Origin of the sequence: Siccirubricoccus deserti (assembly GCF_014283215.1) — a bacterium.
Lineage (GTDB): Bacteria > Pseudomonadota > Alphaproteobacteria > Acetobacterales > Acetobacteraceae > Siccirubricoccus > Siccirubricoccus deserti.
Genome location: NZ_JACOMF010000042.1, coordinates 16,955 through 39,981, shown reverse-complemented (window position 1 = coordinate 39,981; position 23,027 = coordinate 16,955). Strand labels below are relative to the sequence as shown.

Genomic DNA, 23,027 nt, shown 5'->3' with positions numbered 1-23,027 from the left:
TTGGCGTTGCGGTCCTCGAAGACATAGTCGCCGAGCGAGGCCGGCCGGTAGAAGCCGGCATCGAGCGTGCCGTTGAACTCGCCCGAGGCCAGGGTGACCTGCTGGGTCACGCCGCCGACCGCATCGCTGTCGGCGGCATCGTCGCTGCCCTGGTTGGCAACGGTTGGCACATAGCCGTCCGGGGTGACGAAGCGGGTGCTGTAGGTGCCGGGCACCAGCCCGGTGAAGCGGTACGCGCCGGCTGATCCGGTGATGGTGGTCGCCACCACGGCGCCGGTGGCATCCAGCAGTTCGACGGTGACGCCGGCGATCCCGGCCTCGCCGCTGTCCTGGACGCCGTTGGCGTTGCGGTCCTCGAAGACATAGTCGCCGAGCGAGGCCGGCCGGTAGAAGCCGGCATCGAGCGTGCCGTTGAACTCGCCCGAGGCCAGGGTGACCTGCTGGGTCACGCCGCCGACCGCATCGCTGTCGGCGGCATCGTCGCTGCCCTGGTTGGCAACGGTTGGCACATAGCCGTCCGGGGTGACGAAGCGGGTGCTGTAGGTGCCGGGCACCAGCCCGGTGAAGCGGTACGCGCCGGCTGATCCGGTGATGGTGGTCGCCACCACGGCGCCGGCGGCGTCCAGCAGCTCGACGGTGACGCCGGCGATCCCGGCCTCGCCGCTGTCCTGGACGCCGTTGGCGTTGCGGTCCTCGAAAACGTAGTCGCCGAGCGAGGCATGGGCAGCGGCGGCCGTGTTGAACGTCTGGTTCATCACGCTGAAGGTGCTGGCCGCACCCGCCGCGGCGCTCTCCGCGATCGAGACGGTGACCGTGACGCGGACATGCAGCGTGGCGTAGCCGGCGCTGAGCTGCAGGTCCCCGGTTTCGAAGGGGGGATCGACGGTGTCGTTGATGGATTGCGTCCGGGTCAAGGTGCTCGACGCCACCAGCGTGTTGGTGGCATCGAAGATCTCCTCGCTGAGCGACAGCGTGACGCCGACGGGTACCGCGGAATCCGGCACGAAGGAGTTGGTCCGGATCGCACTGATCAGCCGCATCGGATCGGTCGAGGTCACGTCATAGTCGATGGTAATTGTCAGGCTCGACCCTGGCCCGCTGGCGCCGGCGACGAAGCTGTTCCAGCGCAGGCCGGCGATTGCCCCTGTTGGTGGGTTGACCGCGCCCACCGGGGCCATCCCGGCATCACCCAGGGCGGAGTTGGTCGTGCCGACCGAGATTTCGGAGGCGTGGATGTTGCTGAAGAGCAAGCCGTCATCGGTCACATTCGCGAAGCTGCGGGTGATCTCCATGGGGTCGGATCCTGAGTGCTGCCTTGCCCCGCGCGCGGCAGGGCCTTGGTCGATTCGAAGGACGGCGCCGCGCTAGTGCACCCGGGCTTTGAGCCGCGCGTGGACGATGGATGCGGTCAGGTGGCGCTGGCGCGGCGCGAGACGCCGGCGCCGATCAGCCCGGCCAGACCGACCAGGAACACCAGCACGCTCGCCGGCGCCGGGACGGCGGAGACGATGAAGGAGTGGATGGGCCCACCATTCTCGGCATTAAGGTCCAGGGTGACCTCGATGTAGTCCGACTGCGGTGCGAACTGGTTGCTGCTTGCGGTCGCGCTGCCAGCGGGCAGGTCGACAAGGCCGCTGCCGTAGGCGTCGTTGATGATCCAGCCGAATGTCGCCCCCGCACCGTTGATGAGGATGCCGCTCAGCTGGGCGATCTCCACTCCGTTCAGCGGCGTGATGAAGAGGGTGAAGGAAAGATCGTCGCCATTTGCGACGAGGGCACCTGGCGCGCTGATGGACACGCCGCCGCTGCCGTGCGCGGTGAGGGTGAGGTTGGAGCAATCGGTCGGCGTCAGGCTGCAGCCGTCGATATAAAAATCGAAATTCCCAACGGTGAGTGACACCGCCGCCATCGATGCTGGGGCGCTGAACGCCAGAATCGCCGCGGCAAGCAGGCTCCGTCGCAACGACTTGAATCTTTTGGTGAAATTTTGCACAGCAAATCCCCTCTCAATTACTCATATTTGTTTTAAGGATCGGCACACGGGCCATCTAATGAGACGTCACAAATGAGTCAACTCTGACCAGTACCTGCGACCAGCGCGTCGAGAGCATAGTTTTCAGAGTTTCAAACCTTTAATGCGATTTAAGAAAATATTCCTGTATATTGTAAGTAAAAATTCCTTCGTCGCGTAAGCATGGCGGGTCAAACCAGCCATGTTGGGTTGGCGTGGATGCGGTGCGCCCGCAGTTGTCTTAACCGCAGCGCCCTGATCTGAATGGCTTACAGGTTGGTCTGCTGCCGGCTGCCGGTACCCTGCTCAGATGGCCGCACCGTTGCGGCCGTGCCGGAACGGCGTCAGGCAAACCGGGGACGAACCGTGTGTAAGGCAGCCCTGCTCTCCGAGGTCGCGCTCGGCGAACGGATGTTCCAGGGAAAGATCAAGATTTTGTATCAAAAATGATTAATAAATTGTATATAGATACGTTTAAGATCTGCCATTGGCCACCCCGCAGCGGCAGGTCGGCGGCATCGTACCAACGGGCCGGTGCTATGGGGTCAGCGTCCTGCGCGTCCTGCCCTTGTCAACGCAAAGGCAGGTTCACCGAAGCGCACACCAAGGGATTCGGTCAGCGCAAGGTCCGGGAAGGTGGCGCGGATCTCTTCCGCGTCGCGGCGCAGCCAGGGCTCGCCGAGGGTGAACAACTACCGCGCGTTGGCCATATCCCGCACCTGCCTGCGGCCGCCGACCGGATAGGCCTCGGGTCGGCTGGGATGCATCCGGGCGTTTCAGCCGCCATTGGCATCATGCAGGCATGATGGAGAACAGCAGGTGCCCGAACATCGCCCCGGCCGCCGGCTCCAGCGCGGCAAAGCCGTGGCCGGGCGACCCATCGGCACCAGGCTGGCGGCGAGAGTGAGCAGCGGCGGCAGCAAATCAGGGCGGGGCATCGCTTGATTTCTAAGCGGATCGCGGCGGGACGTGAATCCGCGCCCGACGGCTTGGCCATGCCAAGACAATGCCCCGCCGCACGCAGCCAACGCCGCGGATCCGTAGCCCCCCTCCCCGCAGCCGGACTTCAGCGCAACGCCGCGCCCACCGCCGCCATGAACCCGTCCAGTCGCGCCGGATCGACCCAGCGCAGCACCGCGACCACACCGCTCGCCGGGTCGATCCAGGTGATGTTGCCGCCGGCGCCGGAGAAGCAGACGCTGGCCTCGCTGGCGGAGGGCCAGCGGCTCCGCCCGGTATTCAGCCACCACAGCAGCCCGTACTGCGGGTTGAGCGCGCAGGGCGTGCTGCATTGCGCCACCCACCCCTCCGGCAGGATGCGACGACCGTCCCAGACGCCATCCTGCAGCGCCAGCTGGCCGATGCGGGCCTGGTCCTCGGCATGGATGAAGACGCCGCCGCCCCAATGCCCGCCGCCCGGGACACTCTGTACCCGCCGGCCGCCGACCTCGACCCAGGAGGTCTCGTAGCCTTCCCAGCGCCAATCGGCGGAGGCACCGATCGGCCGCATCACCCGCTCGGCGAAGACCTCAGGCAGCGGCCGGCCGAACACCCGCAGCAAGGCGAGCGACACGCGGTTCACCCGCACGTCATTGTACTCCCAGTACTGCCCCGGCGGGTGCAGTGGCCGCGGCATGCCCTTCCGCCCCTGCCCTTCCACCACCAGGTTGCGGCCGCGGTCGATGGTGTCCGCCTTGCCGAAGAGCGAGCCTTCCCATTCCGAGGTGTTCTGCAGCAGCTGCCGCCAGGTGACGGCGCCATTGTGCGGCCCCGCGAAGCCGCCATCCCGCACCTGGGCGCCGACCGGGGCGTCGAGATCGGAGATGAGCCTGTCGCCCACCGCGAGGCCGGCGAGCATCGCCAGATAGGATTTCGCCACGCTGAAGGTCATGTCGACCTGCCGGGTGTCGCCCCAGCGGGCCGCCACCTGGCCGTGCCTCAGTACGACCCCGTTCGGCCCGCCGCGCGGCGCGGTGCGGCCGAGGATGGCGTTGTCCGGCGGCGGCTCGAAATAGCCGCCGGCGATATGGGCGTGCAGGTCGCGCGGCCAGGGCGATTCATGCGCCAGGGCGAAGCCGACGGCAGCTTCGAGCCCGGCGGGATCGAAGCCCATCGGCTCGGGCGACCAGGCGGTGGGATGCGGCGGTGGGATTCGGGTCATGGCAACGACGCTACGGTCGGAGGCCGGCGGTTTCCACCCCTGGCGGGCTGCTCTACAACCCTCTACCGCTGATGGAGAGGGCTCCCACAGGATGCCGCAGGGCGACAGGGCCTTTGGGTTCGGGCCGATGCGCGCTGTTTCGGCGCTGCTGGACCTGTGGCGGCCGCGGCAGCGGCCGTTGCCGCTCTCCCGGCTCGCCGGGGGCGACCGGGCCCGGGCCGAGGCGGCGGTCCGGGCGCTGGCCGTGGCGGTACCGCTGGCCGACCGCGTCCTGCTCTGCCGCAGCCTCGGCCGTCACAAGCTGCTGGTCGACGCCGCCGACCTGACGCATGGCCCGCATCTGGCGATCGACGGCTTCTGGGAATGGTGGACCACCGCCTGCCTGGTACGCCAGCTCCGCCCCGGCGCGCGGGTAGTGGATGCCGGCGCGGGCTATGGCTACTTCACCCTGCTGGCCGCCGAGCTGGTCGGACCGCAGGGCCGGGTGGTGGCGATCGAGCCGCACCCGCGCAGCGCCGCGCTGCTGCGGCGGAACATCGCCCTGAACGGCGTGACCGACCGGGTGGAGGTGGTGCAGGCGGCGCTGGCCGGCCCCGGTGCTCCGCTCGCCCTGCCGCTGCTGCTGCAGGAGGGTGATCCGGCCGGCGCGCATCTGCGGCCGGAGGATCTCCATGGCCCAGCCGGAGCGGAGGAGCCGCAGGCCGGCATCAAGGTGCCGGTGCAGACGCTCGACCACCATGCCGCGCTACGGCCGGATCTGGTGAAGCTGGACCTTTGCGGCGCGGAGGAAGCGGCCTGGGACGGCATGCAGCAGCTACTGTCCGAATGCCCGGCGGTGCGGCTGCTGCTGAACTTCTCGGCCGAGCGCTGCCGAGCGCCCGAGCGGCTGCTGGACGCCATGGCCAGGCGCTTCCCGCTGCGCCGCTTGGCGGCCGACGGCACGCCCCGGCCGGTGACGGCGAAGGAGTTGCTGGCCACCGGCGACGCCATGCTGTTCCTGGCGCGGTAACCAGGAAACGGAGCCGCTGCTACGACCGAGGCCGTCAGTCTCCCGCCAATGGCTCGGGTTCGCCGAAGCGGCCTTCGCCCTATCGAGCCGCCGCGGCCGAGGTACGCGCCGCGCCAGCCGTGGCAGGCGGCCCGGGCAGCTCGATCTCGATCGCCAGGGTCGACATGTCGCCACCGCGGTCGAGGTTGATATTCACCTTGCCGGGGTCGATCGCCACGTAGCGCGCCACCACCGCCACCAGCTCCTGCTGCAGCTTCGGCAGGAAATCCTCTCGGGTGCGGCCGATGCGCTCATGCGCCAGGACGATCTGCAGCCGCTCCTTCGCCGCGCTGGCGCTGGGCGGGTCGGGCTTGCGGGTGCTGCGGAAATAGTCGAGCCAGCTCATCATGCGGCCCTCCCCCCGAAGAGCCGCTTGAACAGCCCGGGCTTCTTGTCGGGCTCAAGGAAGCGGTGCGGCAGTTCCTCGCCCAGGAAGCGGCCGACAGCATCCTTGTAGGCTTGGCCAGCGACGCTCTCGGTGTCCATGATCACCGGCGTGCCGGTGTTGGAAGCCCGCAGCACGCTCTCGTTCTCCGGGACGACGCCGAGCAGCGGAATCGCCAGGATCTCGCGCACATCCTCGAGCTTCAGCATCTCGCCGCGCTCGACCCGATTCGGGTCGTAGCGGGTGACGAGCAGGTGCTCCTTCACCTTCTCCCGCTTCTCCTCGGCGCGCCGCGACTTCGACTGCAGCACGCCGAGGATGCGGTCCGAATCGCGGACCGAGGAGACTTCGGGGTTGGTCACCACGATGGCCTGGTCGGCGAAGTACAGCGCCAGCAGCGCGCCCTTCTCGATGCCGGCCGGGCTGTCGCAGAGGATGTAGTCGAAATCGGCCGACAGTTCCTCAATGATGCCGGCCACCCCCTCGCGGGTCAGCGCATCCTTGTCGCGGGTCTGGCTGGCCGGCAGGATCGCCAGCCCCTCGGTCCGCTTGTCGCGGATCAGCGCCTGGTTCAGCCGCGCCTCACCCTGGATGACATTGACGATGTCGAACACCACCCGGCGTTCGACCCCCATGATAAGATCGAGGTTGCGCAGCCCAACGTCGAAGTCGATCACCACCGTCTTCTTGCCGCGCTGCGCCAGCCCGGTGGCGAAGGCGGCGCTCGTCGTGGTCTTGCCGACACCGCCCTTGCCCGATGTGACAACGATCACCTGCGCCATGCACGCATCCCCCCTCTGCAGCTCCCCGTCCCCTGGTTCTAGAGCATATCGCCGCCGGGCGGCATCGCCCGACGACGTGATTCTGCCCTGCCAACAATGCGATAGAGCAACTTCCGTGATCCCATGTGAACGGAAGCTGCCCTAGCCCAGCGGCGCGAACCGCAACTCCTCACCGTCCAGCCGCACCTGTGTCGGGCGGCCGATCGGCGCATCCCCCAATTGCTCGCGCACCGCGTAGAAGCCGGCGATGGCGATCAGCTCGGGGTCGAAATGCAAGGCGAAGATCCGCGCCTCGGTGTCATCCTGGGCTCCGGCCACGGCCCGGCCGCGCAGCGCGCCATAAACATGGATATTGCCATCGGCAATCACCTCGGCGCCCGGGTTGACCGTGCCGGTGACGATCAGGTCGGCGCCCTGGGCATAAATCCGCTGGCCGGACCGCACCGGCTCCGTCACCACCATCGCGCTGCGTCCGGAACCCTGGAAATCCGGCCCGGCCGGCGCGGGCTCGGTCGGCTCGGCGGCAGGCGGCGGCGCGGCGGCGGGCAGTTCCTCGGCATCCTTGCCGCCGACGGCGCGCAGCGGCGGCAGGCCGGCCGCCAGGGCTTCCTTGCGCATGGCGGCGGAGCCGCCGCTGGTGCCGATCGGCACGATCTCCAGCGCATGCAGCCCTTCGATCAGTGCCCGGAAATCCACCTCCTCCGGCGCCGCTTCCAGGTCACCAAGGCCGATGACGATAGGGGCGAAGCGCAGGAAGCCGGGCGCCCGGCGGAACTGGTCGCCGAGCGCGGGCAGCACCGCCTCCGGCCGTGGGTCGAGCAACCGCAGAACCAGCAGGTTGAAATTGCCGGCGCGCAATCGGAACGTCTCTGGCAGCGTCTGGCTCAAAGGGGACTCGACACGAATCTCGGGGGTTGGCTGGACAGCATGGAGCGCCGACCCGCCCGGGGTCTATAGCGGCGGCAAGCCGCGCGGCGAAGCCCGAATGCGGCATCCGGCGCGGGGAATCGGCGGCCGCCCTGTGCGCCGGCCGCGATGGCGGCATAATGGCGCCTGATCCACGCCATGCCGCGCCCCGCCGGGACGGCGCCAAGGAGCACCTGCTTGCGCCCGATGACCCTGCTGCAGCCCTTCCGGGCCCTGTTCTACGCCCCCTTCTATCTGGCCGAGGCGCGCGGGGCCTTCGCCCGCCAGGGGGGCGAGGTGCGGCTGGTCGATGCCGGCGGCACCGATGCCGCCGCGGCGAAGCTGCTGGCCGGCGAGGCCGACCTTGCCTGGTCCGGGCCGATGCGGCCGATGTTGATGCGCAGCCGCGATCCGTCCTGCACGCTGCGCAGCTTCTGCGCCGTGGTGATGCGCGACCCCTTCCTGCTGATGGGCCCGGCGCCGCGCCCAGGCTTCACCCTGGCGGATCTCGCCGGGACGCGGGTCGGGCTGGTTTCCGAGGTGCCGACGCCGGTCTGGTGCCTGGCTGGCGACCTCGCCGAGGCCGGGCTGCCGCCGCTGCCGCCGCCGGCAGGGCCGGGCATGGCGGAGAATGCCGCGGCGGTCACCAGCGGCGACCTCGATATTGCCCAGATGTTCGAGCCCTTCGCCTGCCGGGTGGAGGACGCCGGCGGCGCGGTGCTGCACGCCCAGGCCAACCGCGGCCTGACCGCCTATACCGCCTTCTACGCCACCGAGGCCGGGATCGCGGCGCGGCGGCCGGAGCTGATGGCGATGATCCGCGCCATGGACGAGAGCCTGCGCTTCCTCCGCGCCGCCCCGGCGGCCGAGGTCGCCGCGCTGCTGGCGCCGCGCTTCGCCGATGTGCCGGAGGACCACCGCCGCCGCGCTATCGCCCGCTACCAGGCGCTCGACCTCTGGGGCGCGGGGCCACGCTTCCCGCCCGAGGCGCTGGAGAGGCTCGGCCGCGCCATGGTCGCCGCCGGGGCGATGACGCATATCCTGCCCTTCGAGGCCTGCGTCGATGCAGCGATCGTCGAGGAGGCGCTCGCATGAGCCGGCCGGCGGTGCCGACCCGCGCCGACTACCGCTGGTTCACCGAGATGCCGACACGCTGGATGGACAATGACGTCTACGGCCATGTCAACAACGTCACCTACTACAGCTTCATCGACACCGCGGTGGCGCTGTTCCTGATGCAGAACCAGGTGCTCGACCTCGCCACCAGCACCGAGGTCGGGCTGGTGGTGGAGACCCAGTGCCGCTATCTGGCGCCCATCACCTTTCCTGACCGCGTCACCTGCGGCATCCGATGCGGCCGGCTCGGCACCTCCTCCATCCGCTACGAGCTTGGCGTCTTCCGCAACGACGAGGATGCGGCGAGCGCCGAGGCCTATTTCATCCACGTCTACGTATCCCGTGCCCAGCAGGACCGTGCGGTGCCGCTGCCGCCCCGGCTGCGCGAGGCGGCGACCCGGCTGCTGCTGCCGCCGGCGTAACGGCGCCACATCACGATGGGCCCGAGACGGCAGCCATGAAGCAGTCGGATCCGGCAGCGGGCCGGCACCGGCTGCGCCGCAGCCTGCTCGGCTGGGCAGCGGGCGGGCTGGCGCTCGGGCTGCTGCTGAGGGCGGTATGGCCGGCGGCGGCGCCACTGGTTCTCGGCCTCGCCACCCTGCCGGTGCTGGCGGTGCTGCTGCGCGATATCCTGCGCCGGCTCGGCGGCGGGACTGCCGGGTTCGACCTGCTGTCGGCGCTGTCCATGAGCGGGGCGCTGGCATTGGGCGAGCCCCTGGCCGGCGCGGTGGTCGCGCTGATGTTCACCAGCGGTACCTTCCTCAGGGATTTCGCGGAAGGGCGGGCACGGCGCGAGATGACCGCTCTGCTGACCCGCCAGCCGCGTCAGGCGACCCGCCACGCGGACGGGGCGCTGGAGGTGGTGCCGCTGACCACCCTTCGGCCCGGTGACCGGCTGCTGATCCGCCAGGGCGAGATGGTGCCGGTCGACGGCCACACCCTCGGCCCCGCGGTGCTGGATGCCACGGCGTTGACCGGCGAGGCGATGCCGCTGCGGCTGCCGGCTGGCGACCCGGTCTTCTCCGGCGCCATCAACATCGGCGAGGCCTTCGACCTGCTGGTCGAAAGGCCGGCCGCCGAGAGCACCTATGCGGGGATCATCCGGCTGGTGGAGCAGGCCCAGGCCGAGCGACCGCCGATGGCGCGGCTGGCCGACCGCTGGGCGCTGGGCTTCCTTGCCGCGACGGTGGCGATCGGCGGCGCCGCCTGGCTCGCCTCGGGCGACCCGCTGCGGGCGCTGGCGGTGCTGATGGTGGCAACACCCTGCCCGCTGATCCTGGCGGTGCCGGTGGCGCTGGTCGGGGGCCTGTCGCGGGCCGCCGCCGCCGGAGTGCTGGTGAAGGGCGGCGCGGCGCTGGAGGCGCTGGCGCGGGTCCGGGTGATGCTGCTCGACCAGACCGGGACCTTGACCGTCGGGCAGATCCGGCTGGTCGAGGCGCAACCGCTCGGCGCCCTGTCGGCGGAGGAGGTGCTGCGGCTGGCCGCCTCGCTGGGGCAGGCCTCCGGCCATGCCGTTGCGGCCGGGCTGGTGGCGGCGGCGCGGCACCGCGGGCTTGCGCTGGCGGCACCGGAGGAGGTGCAGGAAGCCACTGGGGCTGGCGTCGCCGGCCGGGTGGAAGGGCATGCGGTGGCAGTGGGCGGCGCCGAGTTCATCGCCAACCATGTCGCGCCGGGCAACTTCCCACCGGATGGCGCGCATCTGCCAGGCACGGTGCGCAGCCTGGTGGCGGTGGATGGGACACCGGCGGCGGTGCTGCTGCTGGCCGATCCGCTACGGCCGGAGGCGTCGGCGACCCTGGCCGCCGCCCGCGCCGCCGGCATCCAGCGAGTGGTACTGCTCTCGGGCAATCGTGCCGAGGTGGCGGAGGCGGTTGGCCGGCAGGTCGGCGCCGATGCGGTGCTGGCCGGCCGCAGCCCGGCGGAGAAGGTCGCCGCGGTGCTGCGCGAGAAGCCCGAGGGCCCGGTGCTGATGCTGGGCGACGGGGTGAAGGACGCACCGGCCCTGGCCACCGCCGATGTCGGCGTGGCGATGGGCGCCAGGGGTGCCGCCGCCAACGCCCAGGCGGCTGATGCGGTGGTGCTGGTCGACCGCATCGACGGGGTGGTGGAGGCGATCCGCATCGCCCGCCGCAGCCGCCGCATCGCCTTGCAGAGCGGCGGCGCCGGCATCGGCCTTGCTACCGCCGGCATGCTCGCCGCGGCGGCGGGGTGGCTCACGCCGGTGCAGGGCGCGCTGCTGCAGGAGGCGATCAATGTCGCCGCGATCGTCAATGCATTGCGCGCGCTGCGTGCATGAATCGAGGATGCGCATTGTGCGCCTGCGCTGGGGAGGCGTGACGTCGCCAGCATGAACGAAGAGCCACGGTTGGTGGGGTTGACCTGCGGGCGCGCATCCGGCGCAGTGAGCGGCATTGGAGGAAACCCCCATGCCCACACTCACCCGCCTCGGCATCCTCGACGACTACCAGGGCGTCACCCTGGCGCTCGGCCCCTGGGACCGGCTGCCGGACAGTCTGCGGATCGACGTGTTCCGCGATACCATCACCAACCTCGAAGCGCTGGTGACGCGGCTCGCGCCCTTCGACGCGCTGCTGATCATGCGCGAACGTACGCCCTTCCCGCGGGCGCTGCTGGAGCGCCTGCCCAACCTCAAGCTGCTGATCACCACCGGCCCGCGCAACCGCTCCATTGACATGGAGGCCGCCGCCGAGCGCGGCATTACCGTCTGCGGCACGCCGAGCGACGGGCACCCGACCGTCGACCTCACCTGGGGGCTGATCCTGTCGCTGCTGCGGCACATCCCGGAGCAGGAGGCCAGCCTGCGCAACGGCCGCTGGCAGGTCAGGCTTGGCAGCACGCTGGAGGGCAAGACCCTCGGCGTCGTCGGGCTCGGCAACCTCGGCAGCCGAGTCGCCAAGGTAGGTGCCGCCTTCGGGATGAAGCTCATCGGCTGGAGCCCGAACCTGACCGAGGAGAAGGCCGCCGCCGCGGGCGCCACCAAGGTGAGCAAGGAGGCGCTGCTGGAGCAGGCCGACGTGGTCACCCTGCATCTGGTGCTGTCGGAGCGTTCGCGCGGCATCATCGGCGCCGGCGATCTGGCGCGGATGAAGCGTACGGCGGTCATCGTCAACAGCAGCCGCGGGCCGCTGATCGATCAGGCGGCGCTGATCGCGGCATTGCAGGAGGGCCGCATCGCCGGGGCCGGGCTCGATGTCTTCGACACCGAGCCGCTGCCGCCCGGCCATCCGATCCTCACCGCGCCGAACACCGTGCTGACGCCGCATCTCGGCTACGTCACCGAGGAGAATTATCGGGTCTACTTCGCCGCCGCGGTGGAGGCGATCGAGGGATACATGGCCGGCAAGCCGGTGCGTGAACTGCGCGCCGGCTAGAGCGGATTATGGCTCTAGGGTCAAACGCCTCTAGAGCACGACCTTCAGGCGTTCTGGCAGCATGAAGCGGCGCGTGGCGATCACCCGGATGCTGGCGCCGGGTAGCGCGCTGCTGCGCGCCGCCGAAGATCTGCTGAAGCATTGCGCCAATGACAGTCCCACCGGCCTTCGCCCTGGACGCTTTCGCCGGGTATTTCGCCGCCGGCGGCAGCCCGACGGCGAAGGCGGCGCTGGCGCATCGTCACCGCGCATGTCCCGCCGGGGCCGGCGGCGCAGGCTACCCCTTAAGGTAGGCCGCCGCGGCGTCGCCGAGAATCTCGCAGCACACCGCCAGATCCTCCTCCCTGGTGTCCTCCGCCCAATGGTGGCTGATGCCCTTGATACTCGGGGTGAAGAGCATCGCCACCGGCATCACCCGGGCAATGTATTGCGCATCATGCCCGGCGCCGCTCGGCATGCGTTGCCAGAGGCCGGGGGCATGCCTCTCGGCGACCGTGTCCAGCGCTGCCATCATCGCCGGGTCGCAGGGTGCGGGCAGCGACTTGCTGATGTTGGTCAATGTCGCCACCGTGCGCTCGCGCCGGTTGCTCTCCTGCACGCAGGCGCGAAGGCAGGCTTCCAGCCGCTCCAGCACCGCCATATCGATGTCGCGGAACTGGAAGAGGATGTCGGCCCTGCCCGGGATGATGCTCGGCGCCCCCGGCTCCACCGTGATGCGGCCGCAGGTCCAGGTGCTGCGTGGACCGCAGTGCTTCGGGAACTCCTGGTCGATCATCGCCAGCAGCCGCACCGCGGCCAGGCCCGCGTCGCGCCGCTCCGCCATGGTGGTGCCGCCGGCATGGTCCTGCATGCCCTCGATGGTGATGCGCCACTGCCAGATCGCGACGATGCCCGTCACCACGCCGGCGCGCAGCCCGGCATTCTCCAGCTGCGTCCCCTGCTCGATGTGCATCTCGAAGAAGCCCTTGTAGCGGCCAGAGTCGAGCCGGAGCCGCGGCTTGCCGGCAAGGCCCGCGGCAGCCAGCGCATCGCGCAGCGGCGTGCCGTCGTTGCGGCTGCGGCTGCGGTCGATCTCCTCCTCGCCGAGGATCCCGATGATCGACTTGCTGCCGAGGAAGCCGCCCTCGAAATGCCCTTCCTCATCGGCGAAGGCGGCGACATCCACCGGCAGCCCGGCCCGTGCCAGCGCGACGCCGGCCACGACGCCGAGCGCGCCATCCAGCCAGCCAGCCTGATTCTGGCTCTCGATATGGCTGCCGACCAGCAGATGCGGCCCCGGCCCCTTGTGCCGGCCGAAGACATTGCCGATGCCGTCGATCTCCGCCTTCAGCCCGCATTCCTCCAGCCGTTGCAGCAGCCAGCGGCGGCTTTCCATATCCTGCGGCGAATAGGTCGGGCGGTGCACTCCGGTCTTGTACCGGCCGATCTGCCGCAGTTCGTTGAGGTCGCGGAGGAAGCGTGCGGTGTCGATCAGCGGCATGGCGGAAATCCCGGTATTGCGGCGCAAAAGCGTGCCGCGCTGCCGCGGCTTCGGCAATGGCCTGCTGATCGACTCTGCGCGCTGGACAGCGTGGACTGATCGCCTATCGTCCAATTACGGGCGAAGCGGCGGCGCCAGTGCTGCGAAACCAGGCAGCACTGGTGCGGCGGCCCAAGTTCCGCGCCAGGAAGAGGGACAGGATGTACGACAACACCGACCCGCGTGCGCGGCTCGCCGCCGCCACCGCGAAGCCGACCAACGGCCCCTTCGATGCCGCGAGCCTCGGCCATTACGACCGCGAGCCGCCGCAGCAGGTGGAGCCGCTGGCCCGCACCTGGCTGACGCGCGGACAGAATTTCCTTGTCGCCTGTAGCGAGACTCAACCCGGCGCGGTGCTCGCCCGCACCGCCCAGCCCGATGAATATATGGCGCTGCTGCCTGATGCCGCGACCGTGGTGGAGGTGACGACCCCGGCGGGCACCGAACGCATCGCCGGGCACAGCCTGGTGGTGCTGCCGCCGGGCGACAGCAGCCTGCGGATGGTCAAGGGCGGCATGCTGTGGCGCATCCTGACCACGGCTTCGGCGGATCTCGCCGCCAGCTGCGGCAATGCCGCGGCCTATGCGACGCCGCATCGGCATGTGGCGCCCGCCGTGTCCTGGCCCGCGCCGCCCGGCGGCTTCAAGGTGCGTGCCTACAGCCTGGACGTGCCCGCCTCGCCCGACCGCTTCGGCCGCATCTTCCGCTGCACCACGCTGATGGTGAACTGCCTTTACGGCTGGCCCGGCAAGCGCGATCCGCGCAAGATGTCGCCGCACCACCACGACGATTTCGAGCAGGGCTCGCTGGCGCTGGAAGGCGCCTTCACCCACCATCTGCGCTGGCCCTGGACCACCGACATGACCAAGTGGCGGGCGGATGAGCACCATGAGTGCGGCAGCCCCTCGGTCTGCGTCATCCCACCGCCGGCGATCCACACCACCCAGGCGGTGGGCGCGGGAATGAACACGCTGGTCGATGTGTTCTGCCCGCCGCGGGCGGATTTCTCCGCGACCTCCGGCTGGGTGCTTAACGCCGGTGACTACCCCGCGCCCTGACTCCCGCAAAACCGCTGCATGGCCTTGCGGGGGCTCCGGTGTTCCCTCCTTACCGGCGCTAATCCGCCCTGCTCCTTCCGCCACTCTTGCCACAGCGCATGCGCCGCACGGCAGGGCTTCAGTCAATCCGGCAAGTTCGGCATCGCCCGGTGGATGCCGACGAAGCCATCGAGCCGGCCGAGCATCAGCCTTTCCTCCACCTCCCCCAGGCTGCCGCCCAGATGTTTGGCATCGGCCGGCCCGGGGTATTACCGGGTCTTCGGCCCATGGCGGCGCAGCGCAGTGAACAGCCGGCAACGGGCCTCAAGGTGGAGCAGCCATAGCTGGCGTGCAGCGTGATCTTCTCCGCCGTCGCCAGATCCTCCAGCAGCTCCCGGCGGAAGAATTGCAGCTGGGTCCAGTGGCGGGCGAACATCGCCTCGCGCGCCACCGGATCCGGCACCCGTTCGGGGTAGGTGAAGGCATGGGCGGAGATACCAGCGGCGGTCGCCGGCCCCAAATTCCGGCCGCGACTGCGGCACGACCTCGAGCAACGCGTGCTCCAGCGCGCCGATGCCGATGAGATCCACCGCCAGTGCCGCGGTCAGATCGGCGGTATCGGCCGGAGAGAAGCGGAACAGGCTGAGCGGCTCGGCGCCGAAGGCAGGCTGGACGTTGCCGACTTCGCAATGGCTGCCGACGTCCGGTGCGTCCCCCGGCGCAGACCTCTGCCATTATCATGCCGCCTGGACCATGCAACCGGAGATGGGCCGAGCCCGCATGGCCTGACCAATGCGGCCGACCCACCCGGGCAATTGGCTTCCGCCCGTGGTGGCGCTACCACGGCACTCCAGGATACGGACGCCCCGATGACCGACACCCCGCCCGATCGCCTCTCCGTCGACCCGAAGAGCCCCTTCCACGATGCCGCCGCCCTCGCCCGCGGAGTCGGGGTGCGGTTCAAGGGCGTCGAGAAGACGAATGTCGAGGAGTATTGCGTCAGCGAGGGCTGGGTCCGCCTCAGCGTCGGCAAGACCGTCGACCGCCATGGCAAGCCGCTGACCATGAAGCTGCAGGGCAGTGTCGAGCCGTATTTCCGTGATACCGCGCAACCGCCGGCCGCGTAGTACGCGGGGCGGTTTAGAGGATCGCTCTACTCGGCCTGCAACGCCCTTAGTTCGGCGGCTTTCGCTTCACAAGCCCGTGCAGGGGCAGCAACCTTCCATTGCCCGACGCACCGAAGCCCGTTTGCATTGTACGCCGTAACCCATGCAATCGCTCGACCGCCTTCCCTTCTTCCGCGGCTTCACTGCCGAAGCCCTGGCGCCGCTGGCGGCGGCCGCAAGCTGGCGTAGCTTCGAGCCCGGCCAGATGGTGCTGGAAGGCGGCGATCCCTCGCGCGAGGTGTTCTTCGTGGCCGAGGGGATGGTGCGGGTGCTCGGCCGGACCAGCGGCGGGCATGAGCTGATCCTGAACGAGTTGCGCCCGGGCGAGCTGTTCGGCGAGTACGCAGCGATCGACGGCGAGCCGCGTTCGGCGGCGGTGGTGGCGCTTGCCCGATCCCGGCTCTGCGCCCTGCCCTCGGCGCCCTTCATGGCCTTCGTGCTCTCCACCCCGGGCGCGGCGCTGCAGCTACTGCGGCTGCTGACGGCGCGGGTGCGGGAACGCGACGCCAGGTTGATCGAGCTGGTGGCGCTGCCGGTACGCCTGCGGCTGGCCTCGCTGCTGCTGCGGCTGTCGCGGCCCCGCACCGGCGGCGGCGGGCGGGTGATCTCGCCGCCACCACCACATCACGAGCTGGCAGCGCGGATCGGCACCCGGCGCGAGGTGGTGAGCCGCATCCTGTCGCAGATGCAGCGGGAGGCGCTGCTGACCGCCGACCGCCGCGCCATGGTGCTGCCACAGCCGGAGGCGCTGGAGGCGGCAGTGGAGGCCGGCTTTCAGCAGGCGGCGGGCGGCGGATAGGGCAGACCTGCACGCCCACGCGTTGCCGCAATATCACCCATGTCGTCCGCAGGACCTTTTTCTCCACCTCCGCATGTCGACGCTCGGCGCACCGGCGGCGGAGGTTTCAGCGCAGCGCCCCGGCCACTCCTAGTGGTGCGGTCGACACTGATGATTCCGGCCTGAGAATCCGGTCCGCCGCGACGTCCTGGGCGTTCTGCCCGGCTTTAAGACAGGCCACCGGGAAACCTTTGCGTCGATCGCACCACTAGGGGCCTAGCCCAAATCTCCAAACCTCAGCTCAGCGAGGCAAGCAGCGCATCGAGGTCCGGCTCGGTGGCATCCGCATCCGCCGGCGGTGGCGTGGCCGGGGCGCTGAGGCTGGCCAGCAGTGCGTCCAGATCGTCCAACCCGGCATCGGCGCCGCTCGGTGCTGGCTCGGGCGCGGGGGGCAATGCCGCTTCCGGCGTGGCCGCCGGCGTTCCGAGGCTGGCGAGCAGCGCGTCCGGGTCATCGGCCTCCGCCGCCGCCTCGGCGGGCGCGGGTTCGGCGGGGGCCATGGCCGTGACCGGGGCCGCGGGGGCTGGCGGTGCCGCGGGCGCAGCCGGTGCTGGCTCGGGCGCGGCGGCGGCCGGGGAGCGGTCCGTCACCGGATCCCAGAAGCCGGCCAGCGGTCGTCCGGCAAGGGCGTTGAAGCTCGCCAGCCGCACCTCCGGCCGGCCGCGCAGGCTGACCAGCGGCATCACCTTGTAGCTTGCCGCCTGCACCGCCTGCCGCTCGCTCCAGAGCCGCTCGGTGCAGGGCAGCGGCACCTGCTCGCCCTCGGCGTCGGTATAGAGGAAATATGGCATGTCACTGGCCGACATGACGCTGCCGAGCTTCAGCTTGGCGCCGCCGCGGGCATAGCTCTCGGCCAGCAGCAGCCCGGCCAGCACGGCGGGGTTGGCCCAGAGCATGCTGCCGAGCCCGCCCTGGCGGGTGAATTCCTCGAAGGCGAAGCTATCGATCGGGTCGGACTTCTTGCCATAGGGCATGCGCAGCAGGAAGCGCGGCGCGGCGAGGCCGATGTAGGCGGCTTCCGGCGCCGCCTGCAGCGCGCCCCAGGCATCCTTGATCAGCGGGTGCTGGTCGCGAAAAGGGATGCTAAGCGCATCGGCGCCGATCGCCGAGAGGAAGGGGCAGTTCGCCGCGGCGCAGATCCGCGCCAACCGGCCGAGCAGATCGGCATGCGGCGGCGCCAGCTCGAAGCCATAGAGCCCGACGACGGCGGAGAGCGCGCCCTGGTGGGCATCCATCACCGGCGCCTCGGCCAGCAGCCCGTAAAGGCCGGTCTCCTCCAGCGTGTCGGTGGCGGCGAGGTCGGCGGCCAGCTCCTCGGCGGAGATGTCGTAGAGCACGATCTCCATCTTCCCGCCGGTCTCGATGCGGCGGACCAGGAATTCGACGCTGCGCCAGGTGGCTTCCAGCGTCTGGAAATCCGGGTGGTGCAGCACGCTGCGCATGGTGGCTGACAGCGCCTCATCCACCTTCGCCACCAGCTGATCCTGCCGGCTGTCCTTGCCGGGGAGGATGTGGCTGCCGACGATGCGGCGGATCCAATCCTCGACCGAGGCCTCGACGGCGGGCGCCGGTTTGCGGCCGGTGAGGCGGGCGAAATCATCCAGCCTGCGATCGGTGGCGATGGCATAGCCCTGCGGCCTGGCGCGGGAGGGCGGCGGCAGCGGCGCCTCGCCGCCCCAGCCGAGTACCTCCTTGGCGGCACGGTCGAAGCTGGCGCGGTTCATCAGCCGCTTGCGCAGATCGGCCAGCCCCTCGAACACCTCCAGCTTGTCGAACAGCTGATCAGGGTGGAAATCCTCGATTTCGGCGAAGTCGAGGGCGACGATGCCCCCCTCTGGCGCCACCGGCAGGGCCAGCTTCAGCTTCATCCGGGCGAGGACGTCATCAAGATTGTCGACGTCGATCTTGATCGGCTTGCGGGCGGCGAGCTTCGCCCCTGTCTCCAGCAGCCCGGCATTGGCCCGGCCCGAGAAATCGCCGAAGACGGCGAGGCGGAATTTGGTGACCGGGCCGCTGGCCCGCGGCGCCTTGCTCAGGCTGCCGAAGTTCACCGCATACTGCATGGCATTCCCCTCCGCCCCGGTTCGTGCACCCTGGCCCGGACATGTCGGTGCGGAAGCCTATCACCTCCCTTCCAGGTTGAATATGATTGGCGCCCACGCTTCGATGCGGCAAACTCCTGTTGTTCCGGGGGGCCGATGAGGCATGGCTGAACCGCCTACGACGGGCATGGAGATCGCCGAGATGAAGCGGCTGCTCGGCCTGTCACGCGAGGCGCCGCTCGGTTGCGCCATCGGCGGCGGCGATGACCGAACCATCGCGCTGCTGCGGATCAACCGGGTGAAGGCACCGAAGGCGGTGCTGAAGGATCTGGAGGAGCAATTCTCTGAACTGGCGAATCCCCGCTTCGGCACCGTGCAGGCAATGCCCGACGGCAATGCGAGGACCGTGCGCTTCGTGCTGAACAAGCCCTCCTCCGGCCTCTCCAGGAAGCTGGTGAAGACGCTGAAGGGCGCCGGCTACAGCAAGGTGGAGCTGGAATTCTGATCAGGCGCCGCGGGCGTCACACCGAAATGGGAGGCAAGCATGGCCGAACCGGTCATCGGAATGGACAAGGACGAGTTGAAGGTCCTGCTGCGCAAGTCGAAGTCGGAGCCGGTGAACTGCGCCGTTGCTGCCTCCGGCGAGGACCGTACGCTCGGCGTCATCGTGCTCGACAAGGTGAAGGCGCCGAAGGCGGTCTCCACCCAGCTTGAGAAGCGCTACCCCAAGGCGACCCTGGTGCGCTGGGGCAAGGCCGAGGTCGATACCGAGAACGACCCCAAGCTGGTCATCTTCACCCTCAACAAGAACGTCACCGGCCTCGGCAAGAAGCTGAAGAAGTCCCTGAAGGGGACCGGCTACACCAAGGTCCTGATCAATTTCGAGGATGGCTCCCCGTCCGAGCAGGAGTTGGAGGAGGAGGGCGTTCAGCCGGGCGTCGGCGCCACACCTGGCGCCCCGCCGCCATCCAGCATGGCAGAGGAGTCGGAAAGCGCCGAGGCCAAATCCGCGGACCCTCCCTCCCCGTCGCCCGAGGTCAATGCCAGCGCCGAGGAAACCGAGAGCGCCGAACGCGAGTCCGAGCAGGAGGTCGAGGCCGAGAAGGCCGCGCCCGCGAGCCCTGAGATCGCGGCGAAGCATGTGGCATCCGCCAGGGCCTGGATCGGCACCCGCTCCAAGGTGCAGGCCGAGGTCGACAAGCTGAAGGCCGAGATCCTCAAGACCTACCAGGGCCAGGAGATCGTCGGCGAGATCGAGAAGGCCTACGCCTCCAGGATTCAGCCGGCCATCGACAAATTCGACCTGGCTCTGGCGCAAAAGCTGGCCGAGGCCTCGAAGGCGACCGATGCCGCCGCCCAGGCGAAGCTCGGCACCGAGGCCCGGGCGATCCTCGGCCGCTACGCGCAATACGTGGCGAGCGAGCCGCTGATCAAGGAGCTGGACGAGAACCCCTTCACCCCGCTGGCGATCCGCCCGACGGTGATCACTACCTTAAAGCAGCTCGGCGACGCCTTGCGCTGAGGTGCCAGCCGTGTAGGCAACAACCCGCTGCCGGGCTTGCACAAGCTGCAACCGTCATGGCCGGGCCTAACCCAGCCATCCAGCGCCTTGTTTCTCGTGGAAAGCAGATGCACGGATCAGGCCCGTGCATGACGGGAAGGTTCAACTCCGGTCGTTCGACGCCTGTCAGGCATCCAGCCCCGGCCAAGGCCTGCCCCGCACCGGCTCGCAGGGCGGGTCCGGCGTCGCGGTAATGGCCTGGACCGCGGCGTCATGCACTGCGCGATCGGCGCGGTTCTCCTCCGGCTCCTGGCCCGCCGGATAGGCACCGACCACCAGCAGATCGGCGCTGGCGTCGAGGTTGCGGTGGCCGACACCGGCCGGCAGCGCCACCACATCCCCCGCCGCAAGCTCCAGCACCGGCCCCGCCGGCCCGCCCAATTGCACCCGCACCGTTCCGCGGGCGATGGCCAGCGCCTCATGCGCATTCGGATGGTAGTGGTGGTAGGGATGGATGCCGTTCCGCCAGGCGGGCGGCCAGCCATGCGCGGCGAAGATCGCCTCGGCACCCGCCGGGTCATCGGCCGGCACGGCGGCGCGGTAGAGCAGCGCCGGCAGCCGCGGGTTGTTCGGGACCGTGCCGTCGTCCGGCAGCAGCAGCGTCTCGGGTGTCATGGGCACCTCCCGGCTGGCGAAACGTCCGGCGCAAGCGAGGGTTCGCGGCCGGGCCGCTGACGTCACACAGGGTCCTGGCGTAGCCTGTCCGTCAGCCAGGGAGAGAACGCCATGCCGAACATCCGTGTCGCCACCTTCGCAGGGCCGGGCGCCGCGCCCGAGATCCGCGAAGTGCCCTGGCCGAAGGTCGGCCGCAAGGCGGCGCTGATCCAGATCGGCGCCTGCGGCGTCTGCGGCACCGACCTGCACATCCTGAAGGGCCATTGGCCGAAACCCCTGCCCTGGCCCTTCACCCTCGGCCATGAGATGACCGGCATCATCCGCGAGATCGGGCCGGAGCTGAAGACCGACTGGATGGACCTGCCCATCGCCGTAGGATCAAAGCTGATGATCCCGCCCTTCATGCCCTGCGGGTCCTGCTACTACTGCAAGCACTACCCGGAGCACGCCAACCGCTGCCAGACGCCGGTCTACTACGGCCGCTATCTTGGCTTCGATAAGCCGCCGCATCTCTGGGGCGGCTGGGCCGAATACGTCTATGTCGATCTGGAAGACCTGCCGGGGACGAAGATCTACCGGCTGCCGGACGACATGCCCCTCCGCCTCGGTGCGCTGTCGGAGCCGCTGACCTCCTGCATCCGCGGCCTCGCCCGCGCCCAGCGCATGGGCGGCTTCAAATGGGGCGACACGGTCGTCATCCAGGGCAGCGGGCCGATCGGCATCCTCGCCATCGCCGCGGCACGGGAGATGGGCGCCGGCCGCGTCATCTGCATCGGCGCGCCGGAGACGCCGCGCCTCGCCCTCGCCCGCCGCTTCGGCGCTGAGGCGACGGTGAACATTGAGGATCACGCGAACCCGGAGGCCCGCATCATGGCGGTCCGCGAGATCGCCGGCGGCCACGGCGCCGACCTCGTCATGGACTGCACGGGCCATCCCTCGGCCGGGCCCGAAGGCATCGAGATGCTGCGTGATTCCGGCTTCTACATCGAGATGGGCCAGTTCACCGACGCCGGGCCGATCAGCACCAACTGGCACCGCTTCGTCGCCAAGGACATCACCATCATGGGGTCCTGGGCCTTCACCGCGAATGACCTGGCACTCGGCGTTCAGATGCTGCACGCGGCGCGCGACCGATACCCCTGGTACGAGATGCAGACCCTCTATCCCTTCGACGCGGATGGGGTGACGCGGGCGGTCGCGGATGCGATGGCGATGCGGACGGTGAAGAGCACGATCGTGCCGTTTCCGGAGTTGCTGGAGGCGTAGGATGGAAGAGCGGGGGCGGCGTATTCCCCTGTGCCCCCCTCTGTTGCCGGGAGTTTGGTGTTCGGGATTCCGGATCAGCTTGCGCCGAACTTCGCGGCCACCGCCCGAGCCACCGCCGCGGTGCCATCCCGGCCTCCGATATCCGCGGTGCGCAGCCCTCCGGCGAAGGCCGCATCCACCGCCGCCTCCAACTCCCCCGCAGCATCCGCGAAGCCCTGCCCAGCCCCTCTCGCCGCCAGCCAGTCCAGCATCATCGCCGCCGAGAGCAGGGTCGCCGTGGGATTGGCGATGCCTCTGCCGGCGATGTCGGGCGCCGTGCCATGCGCCGGCTGGAACAGCGCATGGCGGTCGCCGATATCAGCGCTCGGCGAGAAGCCCATGCCGCCGACCAGCCCGGCGCCGAGGTCGGAGAGGATGTCGCCGAACATGTTCTCCGTCGGCAGCACGTCGAAGGCCCAGGGCTTGCGCACCAGGTCGAGCGCCATGGCGTCGACATAGTGATGCGCCGCGGCAACGCCCGGGAACTCCCGCGCCACCCCGTCGAAGACGCTCCGCATGAAGGCGAAGGCGCGGAACACATTGGCCTTGTCCACCAATGTCACGCAGCCGCGCCGGCCGCGCTGCCTCGCCCGCCGCTCGGCCATGCGGAAGGCGAAGCGGGCCAGCTTCTCCGTCACCGCGCGGGTGATGCGCAGCGTCTCCTCCGCCATCTCCTCCGTCACCAGGCCGCGGCCGCGGGAGAAGAACAGCCCCTCAGTGCTCTCCCGCAGGATCACCAGATCGATGTCGCGGGCGCGCGGATCGGCCAGCGCCACCGGCACGCCGGGGATCGCCCGCACCGGCCGGACCCCGGCATAGAGGTTCAGCCGGAACCGCAGGTCGAGCTGCGGCGCGATCTCCGTGCCGTCGGCGTAGCGGATACCGGGCCAGCCCATCGCGCCGAGCAATATGGCGTCGGCCGCCTCCGCCGCGCGGAAGCTGGCCTCGGGGAAGGCGTCGCCGGTGGCCTGGTAGTGGAAGGCGCCGGCCGGCAGCACCTCGGTGGCGAGGCCGATGCCGTGGCGCTTCGCCAGCGGCTCCAGCACCGCCAGAGTTGCTTCCGTAACCTCGGTGCCGATGCCGTCGCCGGGCAGCACCGCAATGCGCACCGCGTTCGATCCGGTCATAGAACGCTTTCCCCTT

Annotated in this window: 24 protein-coding genes; 11 read left to right on the top strand and 13 right to left on the bottom strand. The window is 69.7% G+C overall.

What is annotated here, in order from left to right:
• The 4 genes from H7965_RS22730 to H7965_RS22715 all read right to left on the bottom strand — a co-directional run.
• A partial coding sequence (locus H7965_RS22730) for an SdrD B-like domain-containing protein (protein ID WP_186772869.1) occupies positions 1-1,292 on the bottom strand: 1,292 nt, incomplete at its 3' end.
• Between the two features lie 116 nt (positions 1,293-1,408).
• A complete protein-coding gene (locus H7965_RS22725) occupies positions 1,409-1,993 on the bottom strand; it encodes a hypothetical protein (protein ID WP_186772868.1) in 585 nt (194 codons plus the stop codon).
• 563 nt (positions 1,994-2,556) lie between these two features.
• Positions 2,557-2,703 (bottom strand): hypothetical protein, encoded by a 147-nt coding sequence (locus H7965_RS22720; RefSeq protein ID WP_186772867.1) that lies wholly within the window; start codon positions 2,701-2,703, stop codon positions 2,557-2,559.
• Positions 2,704-3,077: 374 nt separating this feature from the next.
• Complete coding sequence (locus H7965_RS22715) at positions 3,078-4,172, bottom strand: serine hydrolase domain-containing protein (protein ID WP_186772866.1); 1,095 nt, start codon at positions 4,170-4,172, stop codon at positions 3,078-3,080.
• Positions 4,173-4,299: 127 nt separating this feature from the next.
• Here H7965_RS22715 and H7965_RS22710 point away from each other — a divergent pair, with 127 nt between their 5' ends.
• Positions 4,300-5,181 carry an FkbM family methyltransferase gene (locus H7965_RS22710; RefSeq protein WP_186772865.1) on the top strand — a complete coding sequence of 294 codons (882 nt, stop codon included), beginning with the start codon at positions 4,300-4,302 and terminating at the stop codon, positions 5,179-5,181.
• A 79-nt stretch (positions 5,182-5,260) separates the two neighbouring features.
• On the opposite strand, the gene minE is transcribed toward H7965_RS22710, so the two are convergent.
• The 3 genes from minE to minC all read right to left on the bottom strand — a co-directional run bounded on the left by minE (position 5,261) and on the right by minC (position 7,275).
• On the bottom strand, positions 5,261-5,566 hold the full coding sequence (gene minE / locus H7965_RS22705; protein WP_186772864.1) for a cell division topological specificity factor MinE: 306 nt from the start codon (positions 5,564-5,566) through the stop codon (positions 5,261-5,263).
• The gene (gene minD / locus H7965_RS22700) at positions 5,566-6,387 is read right to left on the bottom strand and encodes a septum site-determining protein MinD (protein ID WP_186772863.1); all 822 of its coding nucleotides are present in this window, start codon (positions 6,385-6,387) and stop codon (positions 5,566-5,568) included. The genes minE and minD overlap by 1 nt, the downstream gene beginning before the upstream one ends.
• A gap of 141 nt (positions 6,388-6,528) precedes the next feature.
• On the bottom strand, positions 6,529-7,275 hold the full coding sequence (gene minC / locus H7965_RS22695) for a septum site-determining protein MinC (protein ID WP_222440759.1): 747 nt from the start codon (positions 7,273-7,275) through the stop codon (positions 6,529-6,531).
• Positions 7,276-7,500: 225 nt separating this feature from the next.
• Here minC and H7965_RS22690 point away from each other — a divergent pair, with 225 nt between their 5' ends.
• The 4 genes from H7965_RS22690 (at position 7,501) to H7965_RS22675 (ending at position 11,801) form a co-directional block, all read left to right on the top strand.
• Positions 7,501-8,388, top strand: a complete 888-nt coding sequence (locus tag H7965_RS22690; RefSeq protein WP_229682644.1) for an ABC transporter substrate-binding protein — start codon at positions 7,501-7,503, stop codon at positions 8,386-8,388.
• A complete protein-coding gene (locus tag H7965_RS22685) occupies positions 8,385-8,831 on the top strand; it encodes an acyl-CoA thioesterase (RefSeq protein WP_186772861.1) in 447 nt (148 codons plus the stop codon). Before H7965_RS22690 ends, H7965_RS22685 begins: the two co-directional genes overlap by 4 nt.
• A gap of 35 nt (positions 8,832-8,866) precedes the next feature.
• Positions 8,867-10,705: a heavy metal translocating P-type ATPase gene (locus H7965_RS22680; RefSeq protein ID WP_186772860.1), complete on the top strand. Its 1,839-nt coding sequence runs from the start codon at positions 8,867-8,869 to the stop codon at positions 10,703-10,705.
• Between the two features lie 130 nt (positions 10,706-10,835).
• Positions 10,836-11,801 (top strand): D-2-hydroxyacid dehydrogenase family protein, encoded by a 966-nt coding sequence (locus H7965_RS22675; protein WP_186772859.1) that lies wholly within the window; start codon positions 10,836-10,838, stop codon positions 11,799-11,801.
• Between the two features lie 30 nt (positions 11,802-11,831).
• On the opposite strand, the gene H7965_RS31200 is transcribed toward H7965_RS22675, so the two are convergent.
• Together H7965_RS31200 and H7965_RS22670 are read right to left on the bottom strand one after the other, a co-directional pair.
• Positions 11,832-11,963: a hypothetical protein gene (locus H7965_RS31200; protein WP_261394344.1), complete on the bottom strand. Its 132-nt coding sequence runs from the start codon at positions 11,961-11,963 to the stop codon at positions 11,832-11,834.
• A gap of 115 nt (positions 11,964-12,078) precedes the next feature.
• A complete protein-coding gene (locus tag H7965_RS22670; protein WP_186772858.1) occupies positions 12,079-13,281 on the bottom strand; it encodes a Zn-dependent hydrolase in 1,203 nt (400 codons plus the stop codon).
• 200 nt (positions 13,282-13,481) lie between these two features.
• Here H7965_RS22670 and H7965_RS22665 point away from each other — a divergent pair, with 200 nt between their 5' ends.
• Positions 13,482-14,378: a cupin domain-containing protein gene (locus tag H7965_RS22665; protein ID WP_186772857.1), complete on the top strand. Its 897-nt coding sequence runs from the start codon at positions 13,482-13,484 to the stop codon at positions 14,376-14,378.
• 184 nt (positions 14,379-14,562) lie between these two features.
• Here H7965_RS22665 and H7965_RS22660 read toward each other — a convergent pair whose 3' ends face one another.
• Positions 14,563-14,877, bottom strand: a complete 315-nt coding sequence (locus H7965_RS22660) for a hypothetical protein (protein WP_186772856.1) — start codon at positions 14,875-14,877, stop codon at positions 14,563-14,565.
• A 349-nt stretch (positions 14,878-15,226) separates the two neighbouring features.
• Between H7965_RS22660 and H7965_RS22655 the strand changes: the two genes are divergently transcribed.
• Entirely contained in the window at positions 15,227-15,484 is a 258-nt protein-coding gene (locus H7965_RS22655) for a DUF3297 family protein (RefSeq protein WP_186772855.1), read from the top strand.
• Positions 15,485-15,626: 142 nt separating this feature from the next.
• Positions 15,627-16,322: a Crp/Fnr family transcriptional regulator gene (locus tag H7965_RS22650; protein ID WP_229682639.1), complete on the top strand. Its 696-nt coding sequence runs from the start codon at positions 15,627-15,629 to the stop codon at positions 16,320-16,322.
• Between the two features lie 275 nt (positions 16,323-16,597).
• Here the strand turns inward: H7965_RS22650 and H7965_RS22645 are convergent, their stop codons facing one another.
• Positions 16,598-18,424, bottom strand: a complete 1,827-nt coding sequence (locus H7965_RS22645; RefSeq protein ID WP_186772854.1) for a type VI secretion system contractile sheath domain-containing protein — start codon at positions 18,422-18,424, stop codon at positions 16,598-16,600.
• A gap of 142 nt (positions 18,425-18,566) precedes the next feature.
• Between H7965_RS22645 and H7965_RS22640 the strand changes: the two genes are divergently transcribed.
• Both H7965_RS22640 and H7965_RS22635 read left to right on the top strand, forming a co-directional pair.
• Positions 18,567-18,908: a hypothetical protein gene (locus H7965_RS22640; protein WP_186772853.1), complete on the top strand. Its 342-nt coding sequence runs from the start codon at positions 18,567-18,569 to the stop codon at positions 18,906-18,908.
• Between the two features lie 39 nt (positions 18,909-18,947).
• Positions 18,948-19,925, top strand: coding sequence for a hypothetical protein (locus H7965_RS22635; protein WP_186772852.1), 978 nt, complete (start codon positions 18,948-18,950; stop codon positions 19,923-19,925).
• Positions 19,926-20,090: 165 nt separating this feature from the next.
• Here H7965_RS22635 and H7965_RS22630 read toward each other — a convergent pair whose 3' ends face one another.
• A complete protein-coding gene (locus H7965_RS22630) occupies positions 20,091-20,579 on the bottom strand; it encodes a cupin domain-containing protein (protein WP_186772851.1) in 489 nt (162 codons plus the stop codon).
• 111 nt (positions 20,580-20,690) lie between these two features.
• Here H7965_RS22630 and H7965_RS22625 point away from each other — a divergent pair, with 111 nt between their 5' ends.
• The gene (locus H7965_RS22625; RefSeq protein WP_186772850.1) at positions 20,691-21,845 is read left to right on the top strand and encodes a zinc-binding dehydrogenase; all 1,155 of its coding nucleotides are present in this window, start codon (positions 20,691-20,693) and stop codon (positions 21,843-21,845) included.
• 74 nt (positions 21,846-21,919) lie between these two features.
• Here the strand turns inward: H7965_RS22625 and H7965_RS22620 are convergent, their stop codons facing one another.
• Positions 21,920-23,011, bottom strand: a complete 1,092-nt coding sequence (locus H7965_RS22620; protein WP_186772849.1) for an isocitrate/isopropylmalate dehydrogenase family protein — start codon at positions 23,009-23,011, stop codon at positions 21,920-21,922.
• Between the last annotated feature and the right edge of the window lie 16 nt (positions 23,012-23,027).

Coding starts and splice junctions, on each gene's coding strand:
- H7965_RS22715 (WP_186772866.1), bottom strand. CDS start 4,172: ATGACCCGAATCCCACCGCCGCATCCCACCGCCTGGTCGCCCGAGCCG.
- H7965_RS22620 (WP_186772849.1), bottom strand. CDS start 23,011: ATGACCGGATCGAACGCGGTGCGCATTGCGGTGCTGCCCGGCGACGGC.
- H7965_RS22635 (WP_186772852.1), top strand. CDS start 18,948: ATGGCCGAACCGGTCATCGGAATGGACAAGGACGAGTTGAAGGTCCTG.
- H7965_RS22640 (WP_186772853.1), top strand. CDS start 18,567: ATGGCTGAACCGCCTACGACGGGCATGGAGATCGCCGAGATGAAGCGG.
- H7965_RS22655 (WP_186772855.1), top strand. CDS start 15,227: ATGACCGACACCCCGCCCGATCGCCTCTCCGTCGACCCGAAGAGCCCC.
- H7965_RS22625 (WP_186772850.1), top strand. CDS start 20,691: ATGCCGAACATCCGTGTCGCCACCTTCGCAGGGCCGGGCGCCGCGCCC.
- H7965_RS22680 (WP_186772860.1), top strand. CDS start 8,867: ATGAAGCAGTCGGATCCGGCAGCGGGCCGGCACCGGCTGCGCCGCAGC.
- H7965_RS22650 (WP_229682639.1), top strand. CDS start 15,627: ATGCAATCGCTCGACCGCCTTCCCTTCTTCCGCGGCTTCACTGCCGAA.
- minD (WP_186772863.1), bottom strand. CDS start 6,387: ATGGCGCAGGTGATCGTTGTCACATCGGGCAAGGGCGGTGTCGGCAAG.
- H7965_RS22670 (WP_186772858.1), bottom strand. CDS start 13,281: ATGCCGCTGATCGACACCGCACGCTTCCTCCGCGACCTCAACGAACTG.
- H7965_RS22710 (WP_186772865.1), top strand. CDS start 4,300: ATGCGCGCTGTTTCGGCGCTGCTGGACCTGTGGCGGCCGCGGCAGCGG.
- minE (WP_186772864.1), bottom strand. CDS start 5,566: ATGAGCTGGCTCGACTATTTCCGCAGCACCCGCAAGCCCGACCCGCCC.
- H7965_RS22690 (WP_229682644.1), top strand. CDS start 7,501: ATGACCCTGCTGCAGCCCTTCCGGGCCCTGTTCTACGCCCCCTTCTAT.
- H7965_RS22630 (WP_186772851.1), bottom strand. CDS start 20,579: ATGACACCCGAGACGCTGCTGCTGCCGGACGACGGCACGGTCCCGAAC.
- H7965_RS22645 (WP_186772854.1), bottom strand. CDS start 18,424: ATGCAGTATGCGGTGAACTTCGGCAGCCTGAGCAAGGCGCCGCGGGCC.
- H7965_RS22675 (WP_186772859.1), top strand. CDS start 10,836: ATGCCCACACTCACCCGCCTCGGCATCCTCGACGACTACCAGGGCGTC.
- H7965_RS22665 (WP_186772857.1), top strand. CDS start 13,482: ATGTACGACAACACCGACCCGCGTGCGCGGCTCGCCGCCGCCACCGCG.
- H7965_RS22685 (WP_186772861.1), top strand. CDS start 8,385: ATGAGCCGGCCGGCGGTGCCGACCCGCGCCGACTACCGCTGGTTCACC.